General features: G+C 45.6%; 7 protein-coding genes. 1 reads left to right on the top strand and 6 read right to left on the bottom strand.

The annotated features are described in order from the left end of the window. Positions 1–92: 92 nt before the first annotated feature. On the bottom strand, positions 93–1382 hold the full coding sequence (gene purD, locus AB4589_RS21855) for a phosphoribosylamine--glycine ligase (protein ID WP_372101678.1): 1290 nt from the start codon (positions 1380–1382) through the stop codon (positions 93–95). A 282-nt stretch (positions 1383–1664) separates the two neighbouring features. Further along, entirely contained in the window at positions 1665–3275 is a 1611-nt protein-coding gene (purH, locus tag AB4589_RS21860; RefSeq protein ID WP_371709573.1) for a bifunctional phosphoribosylaminoimidazolecarboxamide formyltransferase/IMP cyclohydrolase, read from the bottom strand. A gap of 325 nt (positions 3276–3600) precedes the next feature. On the opposite strand from purH, the gene zntR reads away from it, so the two are divergent. Beyond that, positions 3601–4041, top strand: a complete 441-nt coding sequence (zntR, locus tag AB4589_RS21865; RefSeq protein WP_269335937.1) for a Zn(2+)-responsive transcriptional regulator — start codon at positions 3601–3603, stop codon at positions 4039–4041. Between the two features lie 47 nt (positions 4042–4088). On the opposite strand, the gene AB4589_RS21870 is transcribed toward zntR, so the two are convergent. The 4 genes from AB4589_RS21870 to prmA all read right to left on the bottom strand — a co-directional run bounded on the left by AB4589_RS21870 (position 4089) and on the right by prmA (position 7536). Continuing rightward, positions 4089–5048 (bottom strand): GGDEF domain-containing protein, encoded by a 960-nt coding sequence (locus AB4589_RS21870; protein WP_371709574.1) that lies wholly within the window; start codon positions 5046–5048, stop codon positions 4089–4091. A 171-nt stretch (positions 5049–5219) separates the two neighbouring features. Next, positions 5220–5516 (bottom strand): DNA-binding transcriptional regulator Fis, encoded by a 297-nt coding sequence (fis, locus tag AB4589_RS21875; protein WP_004729744.1) that lies wholly within the window; start codon positions 5514–5516, stop codon positions 5220–5222. A 23-nt stretch (positions 5517–5539) separates the two neighbouring features. Continuing rightward, positions 5540–6508, bottom strand: a complete 969-nt coding sequence (gene dusB / locus AB4589_RS21880; protein WP_009844689.1) for a tRNA dihydrouridine synthase DusB — start codon at positions 6506–6508, stop codon at positions 5540–5542. A gap of 140 nt (positions 6509–6648) precedes the next feature. Further along, positions 6649–7536 carry a 50S ribosomal protein L11 methyltransferase gene (gene prmA / locus AB4589_RS21885; RefSeq protein WP_372101679.1) on the bottom strand — a complete coding sequence of 296 codons (888 nt, stop codon included), beginning with the start codon at positions 7534–7536 and terminating at the stop codon, positions 6649–6651. Positions 7537–7639: the final 103 nt, after the last annotated feature.

The raw sequence follows: 7639 nt of genomic DNA on the forward strand, positions 1-7639 counted from the left end.
AGAGAAATTGAGTGATAAAAAAGGCGCCTATCGAGGCGCCTTTTCTGTCATTTGCTTACTGTTATTGGAAAGTAAGCGAGTAGCAAGATTGATTACTGTTCTTGCTCGCGCGCAATCGCACGGTAACCGATGTCATTGCGGTGGAACATACCATTCCAGCTAACTTGCTTCGTCAACGCGTAAGCGCGCTCCTGAGCTTCAGAAACCGTATTACCCAGTGCCGTTGCACAAAGTACACGGCCACCGTTTGTCACAACGTCGCCAGCTTCGTTATTTGTCGTACCCGCGTGGAAAACCTTTTGGCCTTCAACTTCGCTGGTTGGCAGTGAAATAACGTCACCTTTTGCGTAGTCAGCAGGGTAACCGCCAGCAGCAAGAACAACACCGATAGAAGCGCGTGGGTCCCACTTTGATTCTGCTTCATCTAGCTTTTCATCTATAGCCATTAGGCAAAGTTCAACAAGGTCTGACTCCATACGCATCATGATAGGTTGCGTTTCAGGGTCGCCAAAGCGGCAGTTGTATTCGATAACCTTAGGCGTGCCGTCAGTATCGATCATTAGTCCTGCGTAAAGGAAACCAGTGTAAGGAGCGCCTTCTGCGTCCATACCACGTACCGTTGGGTAGATAACTTCCTCAAGGATGCGGTTATGGATTTCAGGAGTTACCACTGGAGCTGGAGAGTAAGCACCCATGCCGCCAGTATTAGGGCCAGTGTCTTTGTCGCCAACACGTTTGTGATCTTGGCTGGTGGCCATAGGAAGCACGCTAGAACCGTCAACCATTACGATGAAGCTTGCTTCTTCGCCTTCAAGGAACTCTTCAATTACCACGCGGCTGCCTGCTTCGCCAAATGCGTTGCCTGCTAACATGTCTTTGATTGCGTCTTCTGCTTCTTCAAGGGTCATCGCAACGATAACGCCTTTACCAGCAGCAAGGCCGTCAGCTTTTACTACGATTGGAGCACCTTGCTCGCGAACGTAAGCGATAGCTGGCTCGATCTCAGTGAAGTTTGAGTAGTAACCTGTTGGGATATCGTGACGAGCTAGGAAGTCTTTGGTGAATGCTTTAGAGCCTTCAAGCTGTGCTGCCGCTTGAGTTGGGCCGAAGATTGGTAGGCCAACTTCGCGGAATGCATCAACCACACCAATAACCAATGGTGCTTCAGGGCCCACGATAGTCAGTTCGATTTTCTTTTCTTGAGCAAACGCCACTAAACCAGCGATGTCTTCAACACCGATGTTTACGTTTTCAAGTTTAGGTTCAAGCGCAGTACCTGCGTTACCTGGAGCGATGAATACTGTTTCAACATTTGGGTTTTGTGCCGCTTTCCAACCAAGTGCATGCTCACGACCGCCGGCACCGATAATCAATACATTCATGTTTTAAAATCCTTATAGCTGCTTCAGAGCCTTTATTTCTGTGTCAAACATGCTCACTTATGGTCATAAGCTCCGCGTGTTTTCCTTGAACTAAAGTCACTGACTTGCTCTACGTATTTCAAATATCGGAATATTTAAAAAACAAAATTATAAGTTTTGCTCAAAGTAGTTGGTGATGTGGCTAGGCAGCAATTGAGCCCATCCCCGGAAGCATAGCTCGCTATGTGACCGGGGTGGGCGAAAGCAGCTAACGACGCCACAGTGCCAAATACGAAGAGGAAATTAGTGGCGGAAGTGACGCATGCCCGTAAAGATCATCGCCATGCCGTGTTCGTCTGCTGCTGCGATAACTTCGTCATCACGCATAGAGCCGCCCGGTTGGATAACACACTTGATGCCCGCTTCTGCTGCCGCGTCGATACCGTCACGGAATGGGAAGAATGCATCTGATGCCATCACGCAACCTTCAACCTGTAGACCTTCGTCTGCCGCTTTGATACCTGCGATTTTCGCAGAGTAAACGCGGCTCATTTGGCCTGCGCCTACACCAATAGTCATGTCGCCTTTCGAGTAAACGATAGCGTTAGATTTAACGTACTTCGCGACTTTCCAGCAGAATAGAGCATCTTTCAATTCTTCAGCTGTTGGCTGACGCTTAGAAACCACTTTCAGGTCATCTTCAGAAACCATACCTTGGTCGCGGTCTTGAACTAGCAAACCGCCGTTAACGCGTTTCACGTCAAAACCAGTTGTCTTAGTTGTCCACTCACCGCACTCAAGCAGGCGAAGGTTTTTCTTAGCCGCTACGATTGCTACTGCTTCCGCAGAAACAGATGGTGCAATGATAACTTCAACGAATTGACGCTCAGTGATAGCCGTTGCTGTTGCAGCGTCTAGCTCACGGTTGAAAGCGATGATGCCGCCAAATGCAGACGTTGGGTCTGTTTTGAATGCACGGTCGTAAGCTTCTAGGATGTCTTCACCTAGTGCAACACCACATGGGTTAGCGTGCTTAACAATGACACATGCTGGCTGGTCGAACTCTTTCACACACTCAAGTGCTGCGTCAGTGTCAGCGATGTTGTTGTAAGAAAGTGCTTTACCTTGGATTTGACGAGCTGTAGATACAGACGCTTCTTCAGGATTCGCTTCAACGTAGAATGCTGCTGCCTGGTGGCTGTTTTCACCGTAGCGCATGTCTTGTTTCTTTTCGAACTGTTGGTTGAACGTGCGAGGGAACTTAGACTCTTCATCAGCCTTCTTTCCTTCTTCATCAAGTAGAGAGGCACCGTATGATGGAACCATAGTACCGAAGTAGTTTGCGATCATGCCGTCGTAAGAAGCTGTGTGCTCGAATGCTGCGATAGCGAGGTCGAAGCGAGTATCTAGCGTTAGAGATTTCTCGTTCGCGTCCATTTCAGCAACAACGCGCTCGTAGTCGTGTGCGTTAACAACGATAGTTACGTCTTTGTGGTTTTTCGCTGCAGAGCGAACCATTGTAGGACCGCCGATGTCGATGTTCTCAACAGCGTCAGCAAGGGTACAGCCTTCTTTAGCAACGGTTTCTGCGAATGGGTATAGGTTTACAACAACCATATCGATAGGGTTGATACCGTGAGTTTCCATCACGTCATCATCTTGGCCACGACGGCCTAGAACGCCACCATGAACTTTTGGGTGCAGAGTCTTAACACGGCCATCCATCATTTCTGGGAAACCAGTGTAATCAGATACTTCTGTAACAGAGATGCCTTTTTCAGCAAGCAGGCGAGCAGTGCCACCGGTAGATAGGATATCTACACCACGGTTAGCAAGAGCTTGTGCAAATTCAACGATACCAGTTTTGTCTGATACGCTGATTAGAGCGCGGCGAATTGGACGAGCGTTATTCATGCTTCCATCTTCCTCAAATTCATGGGGTTAAAATAAAGATATTTGCCAAAAAAGAACTTGTTTCTATCTTCTTAGCGTGGATTATCTTAGATACCAGTAAGAGATAAAATATTGGCCAGTTTTGGTAAAGACCTTTTGGGTTTGTCTTATGATTAAGCAATAAGATAACCAACTCCAAATTTGATGGCGCAGATTCTAACTAATTTATTACAAAAAAGCTCGCGCAATCGTTTGGCATCTCAAAATTAATTATGAAAAGTGCCATTTCAGCCTGAAAAGTAACGATAAGGTTAATTGTGGAATGGACGGAACAGTAGGAAAAAACATGTTTCAGATCGGTGAATTAGCGAAAAGATGCGGTGTGACAGCCGATACCTTGCGGTTTTATGAAAAAAGTAACCTGATTGCTCCTGCCAGTCGCAGTGACTCAGGATATCGCTTATATGATGAAAACAATCAGAAACAGGTGACCTTTATTCTTAAATCTAAAGCGTTAGGGCTGAGTTTAGATGAAATTAAGGAATTGCTCGAGATTCGCTTGGAAGCAACGCAGCACAGTTGCTCGGAAGTGAAAGCCATCACAACGGCAAAGCTGAAACTTATTGATGAAAAAATCAGTGAACTTGGCAGAATACGCACGGCATTAAAGAAGATTAATGATGCTTGCTGCGGTCATGTAGATGACGATGCGAGCCATTGTTCTATCTTAGGTGCTTTGGCGAGCGAAGATAAACAAAGCTCATGCTGTGCTGCTGATGGTAAATAGCTGAGAAGGTCCCCGTTAGGGAGAGAGGCTTACTACGGTTAATAACCCTAGGAAGCTTGCAGTATTTTGGCTCTTAGTTGAGCGTCAATTTTTAAAGTAGGTAGGTTATTATGGTAAAGCGTGACTTGGTTGCGACCAGTCTGCTTTGAAGAGTACATGGCTCTATCAGTTTGAGCCAATAGTTCTTTTATGGTTTTAAGGTGTGGTGTGTATTCAGCAACACCGATGCTGACTGTTGGGTAGATGATGTGGCCGTCTACGGTACACGGCGTTGATTCAATCGTTTTACGAATCGTCTCCGCAACGTAATAAGCTTCAATGGCACTGGTGTGTGTGAGAATGACACCGAATTCTTCGCCACCCAAGCGACCTAGATAATCATCGCAGTCTATTGACTGTTGGCATAAACTCGCGACTTGAACGATTACCTCATCACCAGAAAGGTGGCCAACTTGATCATTGATCTCTTTGAAGTGGTCTATGTCTATCATCAAACACGTTAAGCTTTGCTTAGGCGATTGACTGAACTCTTTTTCCAACCCAAGTAAAAAGGCACGTCTATTTAAAATCCCAGTTAGCTCATCGATTTCAGCGAGTTCTATCAGCTCAGCTTCACGTTGCTGTGCTTTAGTAATATCTCGCTCTTGCCACAGCACGTATTGCTTTTCTGGCGAGAGATACAATGGCTTTAATGTCGATTCAAAATATCGATCGTCTGATTCTGCAGATTCTTCCCCTTGAGCGAAAAGTTGTTCAATAGAAAGCTGAAGTTGCTGACAGGGCGCAAGAGAGTATTGAATGTATTGAATTTCGCGACTGGAATAAGCTTGCTTTGCCGCCTCTAACAGCTGCTTTTCAACCGCGGGAGGCAACAGTTCTGAAACTGTGTGGTGATTTGGATTGTCAAAGTTTTCAACAATACGTCCGGATGTATCCAACAGAAGATGACGATCAGGCAGTTCACGGATCAGTGTGCTAAGCCATTCTTCCCTTTTCATATCAAGCATGTAGCTTCCAGACGATTAGATTAATGGGTCATTATATCGGTAGTGATTACGTTATCAATCGTTACATCTCATTAATTGATTGATAATTGTTCGCTTGTTGCCATATAAACAAAAAAAAGCCGAGTTCAATAAATAGCTCGGCTTCTAATTCAATAAATTACGAAAGAACGATTAGTTCATGCCGTATTTTTTAAGTTTCTTGCGAAGAGTACCGCGGTTAATACCCATCATGGTTGCTGCGCGAGTTTGGTTACCGCGAGTGTACTGCATGATAGTGTCTAGTAGTGGCTGTTCAACTTCAGCTAATACTAATTCGTATAACTCGCTGACTTCTTGACCGTTTAATTGAGCAAGGTAATTTTTCAATGATGCTTTAACTGAGTCACGTAGTGGCTTCTGCGTGATTTGGTCTTGTGATGTAACTGTAGTTACTGTCAATGCTTCTGAAGTCAGATTTTGTTCGAACATATTCGGTCTAGCTCTTCTCGTAATTATGGTGCAACGTTATCAAAAAAACCTTCTAGCGCTTCAAGCTGCAGATCACCTGCTTCGAATGCGTTGAAGGTACGGCGAAACTCACTCGCTTGTTCATGCTCTTTTAGATACCAACCCACATGCTTACGAGCGATGCGAGGGCCTAAAAACTCTCCATAAAATTCATGTAGAGCGAGCACATGACCAAGCATGATGTCTTTCACTTCCGAAATCGGGAGTGGGTCCATCGTGGTGCCGTTTTCCAAATAGTGTAGGATTTCGTTAAAAATCCAAGGACGTCCTTGGGCAGGTCGACCTATCATTAAAGCATCAGCGCCGGTGTACTCCAGCACAAACTTCGCTTTTTCCGGACTATCGATATCACCGTTAGCGATAACCGGAATAGATACTGCTTGTTTCGCTGCTTTAATGTGTTTGTATTCTGCCTCACCTTTGTACATACAAGCGCGAGTTCTCCCGTGAAGGGCAAGAGCTTGTATGCCGCAGTCTTCGGCTATTTTCGCGATCTGGACACAGTTTCTATTGTCTGTATCCCAGCCTGTGCGCGTTTTCAACGTTACTGGAACGTCGACAGCATTTACCACAGCCTTCAGAATATCTTCAATGAGTTCTGGATGCTGAAGTAGGGCTGAGCCCGCAAGCTTCTTATTCACTTTTTTGGCTGGGCAACCCATATTGATATCGATGATTTGCGCACCGTTAGCAACATTGAATTGAGCAGCCTCGGCCATAAGCTGTGGATCTGCACCAGCGATTTGTACTGAACGAATGCCCGATTCGCCTTCATGTACCATACGCTGCTGAGATTTTGACGTTTTCCAAACTTTCGGATTGGAGGACATCATTTCACTGACTGCCATCCCCGCACCGTAACGAAGACACAACTCACGGAATGGTCTATCCGTTACGCCAGCCATAGGAGCGACGATTAGATTGTTCTTAAGTTGATAATTTCCGATTTTCAAAAATGTCATCACAGTTCTGTACCAGCAAGGGCGCGCATTTTACGCATTTTTTCGCTGCGTGAAAAGACTAATATTTGAGCATTTACAATTTGTTTTCGTAATTCGTTTAAATTTCAGTCAATTAGCGCCCAAAGTCTTACCTAGCCTTGCTTGCGACCAGAGATTCGACACCATTCTTGTTGTTCAATGATCGGATTAATGTGAAGCTCATCACGATAATAAGTTGCAACATCTTCCGCTTGTGTATCTAAAACACCCGACATTGCTAGTACACCATTTGGCTTTACTAGACCTTTAATGATGCCAGAAAGGTCGCGTAATGGACCGGCAAGAATGTTGGCAACAACAACGTCAGCGAGCAAACCTTCCGGTTGATCTTGTGGCAAGAACACCTCTAGTTGCTCAGCAACACCATTGCGTTGTGCATTGTCTTTTGATGCAAGCAGAGCTTGAGGATCAATGTCGATCCCGACAACTTTTGCCGCGCCAAGTTTGATCGCAGCGATCGCAAGAATGCCAGAACCACAACCGAAATCGATCACGGTTTTACCTGTCAGGTCTAGGCCTTCAAGCCACTCAAGACACAATGCTGTTGTTGGGTGAGTACCGGTACCGAATGCAAGACCGGGATCCAGCATTACGTTTACAGCGTCAGGTTCAGGGATATCGCGCCAGCTAGGGCAGATCCATAAACGCTCACCAAACTTCATTGGGTGGAAGTTGTCCATCCATTCACGTTCCCAATCCTTGTCTTCAATTTGCTCTACTTTGTGAGCAAAGTCTGCAGGGAACATGTTGCTTGCTTTAATCTGCGCTAGAACGACACCAGTGTCAGTCTCAGCGTCGTAAAGCGCGAGAATGTCAGTATCACCCCAAAGGCGAGTTTCGCCCGGCAGAGGCTCAAATACAGGGGTATCTTGTGCATCCAGGAAAGTTACAGAAAGAGCACCAGTCTCTTCCATTAACATGTCGCCGATTTGTTCGGCATTTTCATTGGTAGCATTAAGCTTGATTTGAATCCAAGGCATGGCTGCATCTTCTATATGAGAAAAATTGGATGGCGAGTCTAGCAGAAAATATGAGCAAATTCACCAAAACCCCACGGAATATAATGTAATGCCGATCGTTTAA

Origin of the sequence: Vibrio sp. 10N.222.49.A3 (genome assembly GCF_041475145.1) — a bacterium.
Classification (GTDB): domain Bacteria; phylum Pseudomonadota; class Gammaproteobacteria; order Enterobacterales; family Vibrionaceae; genus Vibrio; species Vibrio tasmaniensis_A.

Excerpts from the sequence above, each read along its gene's own strand:
- purD (WP_372101678.1), bottom strand. The coding sequence starts at position 1,382 with ATGAATGTATTGATTATCGGTGCCGGCGGTCGTGAGCATGCACTTGGT.
- purH (WP_371709573.1), bottom strand. The coding sequence starts at position 3,275 with ATGAATAACGCTCGTCCAATTCGCCGCGCTCTAATCAGCGTATCAGAC.
- zntR (WP_269335937.1), top strand. The coding sequence starts at position 3,601 with ATGTTTCAGATCGGTGAATTAGCGAAAAGATGCGGTGTGACAGCCGAT.
- AB4589_RS21870 (WP_371709574.1), bottom strand. The coding sequence starts at position 5,048 with ATGCTTGATATGAAAAGGGAAGAATGGCTTAGCACACTGATCCGTGAA.
- fis (WP_004729744.1), bottom strand. The coding sequence starts at position 5,516 with ATGTTCGAACAAAATCTGACTTCAGAAGCATTGACAGTAACTACAGTT.
- prmA (WP_372101679.1), bottom strand. The coding sequence starts at position 7,536 with ATGCCTTGGATTCAAATCAAGCTTAATGCTACCAATGAAAATGCCGAA.